Annotated in this window: 1 protein-coding gene; it reads right to left on the reverse strand. The window is 34.5% G+C overall.

Annotated elements, in window-relative coordinates:
- Positions 1 to 59: 59 nt before the first annotated feature.
- Complete coding sequence (locus EG240_RS16280) at positions 60 to 1,958, reverse strand: OmpA family protein (RefSeq protein ID WP_125020383.1); 1,899 nt, start codon at positions 1,956 to 1,958, stop codon at positions 60 to 62.
- Positions 1,959 to 2,000 lie beyond the last annotated feature (42 nt).

A 2,000-nucleotide genomic window follows, 5' to 3' on the forward strand; every position in this document is an offset into this window, starting at 1 on the left:
AAAAAAAGCTCAACAAAAAAATTCTGTTGAGCTTTCTCCAAATTAAATATAAATCTATGCTATTTCTGAGTGATAATAAACTCGGATCTACGGTTAGTCGCATCTTGTTCTGGTGTACAATTTTCACCACAATCTACTTTTGGTTGACTCTCGCCATATCCTTTTGCTTCTAATCGATCGCCGCTTATCCCTTGTGATTTCACGTATTGTAACGTTGATATTGCTCTACGTTCTGATAACTTCAAGTTGTATGCATCACTTCCTTTACTATCGGTATGCGATTCGATTTTGATTTTCATATTCGGATTTCTTTCTAAAATCTGAACTAACTTATTCAATTCGAAAGCTCCTTGTTGGGTGATGTTCGATTTATCAAATTCAAAGAAAATATCATCTAATTCGATTTTATCTACTATGACAATCAATTCTATCGGACGTAAATTAACTTCTACAGGTTGTTTTCCACCTTTCCATTTTGCCAATTCAATGTCTTTTCCTTCAAAATCTGCTTTGGTTACTTTTAATGAATAACTACGATTACAATCTACTTCATATCTGACAATTCCATAACTGTCTGTATATCGTGTTTCGATTGGGTTGTTATCGTGATCAAATATCGTAATCTGCGTATCTTTTAGTAAATCTCCTGTTTTTGAGTTTTTTACTGTTGTGATGATCTCTGTTAAACAAATTGGTTTAATACGATAAATATCATCGCGACTTACTCGATTTGTTGACAAAAATCCAATGCCTTTGTTTGGATAAAAAGTAAGCGCAAAATCATCTTTTGGTGTATTTACTGGATCGCCAAGATTTCTTGCTGTAGATCCAGGAGTTTCCAAGTCTAGTGAAAAAACATCTAATCCTCCAAATCCTTTTTGTGTATCTGAGGCAAAATATAATTTGTTATTTACACTATCAATAAACGGGAATGATTCTCTTCCTTCTGTATTTACGCTTGCTCCCATATTAACAGGCTCTCCATAACTACCATCTTCATTGATTGAAACTTTCCAAATGTCCATCCCTCCAATTCCACCTGGCATATCCGAAGCGAAATACAAGGTTTTTCCATCTGCACTTACACTTGGATTACTTACCATGTATTCAGCGCTATTGAATGAAACAGGTTCGATATCTTTCCATTTCTTACCATCAAATTTCGCTCGATACAAACTTACTTTCCCTTCTTTTAAGCGTTGAGCTACATTCTTTTTAAACTTTCTTGAACGGAAACTTTCACTTGAAAAATACATCGTTTGTCCGTCTGCCGTAATCGTTACTGGACCGTCGTGTAATTTCGAATTTAATTCGCTTACTTGAGCTATGTCTTTAAACTTTCCTTCTTCTGGATCGTATTTCGCTGAATAAATATCCAAATATGGTTGTTCATTCCAACCGTATTTCTTCTTGCTTTCTGTTCGTGCGCTTGTAAAATAGAAGGTATTATCTTCGGTTAAGATTCCTCCAAAATCTGAATATTGCAAATCATTCATTCCACTATCTTCGTACGTAAACAAAGCTTCTTGGCTACGTAATTGCGGTATATAATCTGGATCTGCTAAAAAATCTTTTGATCGTTGATCATCTGGTTTTAATTCTGCGTATTTTGTCATTATTGCATTTGATACCTCATAGCGTCCACTAGCTTTTAGCATCTGAGCATAACGATAATAAATTTCTGCATCTAAATTTGGATTTACCTCTAAGGCTTTTCCATACCATTTTGCTGCTTCAACTGTGTTAAACATATTGTAGTAGCATTCGGCTAATTGCAAATTGATGTAATTATCTGTCTTTACGCCTTTGGTTAATTTATGATAATGACCAGCTGCATCTGAAAACTCAAAGCGACTGAATAACTTATCTGCTAATTCTAAGCGTTCTGCGGGTGTATCTTGTCCGTAACTAAGACCAATACTTCCTAGTAATAATAAACTTATGTATAGTTTTTTCATTAAATTAAGTTTTGAATAGGTCGGGGTTTAGAAATATCGTGG

The sequence above is a fragment of the Paenimyroides tangerinum genome (genome assembly GCF_003865405.1).
Taxonomy (GTDB): Bacteria; Bacteroidota; Bacteroidia; order Flavobacteriales; family Flavobacteriaceae; genus Flavobacterium; species Flavobacterium tangerinum.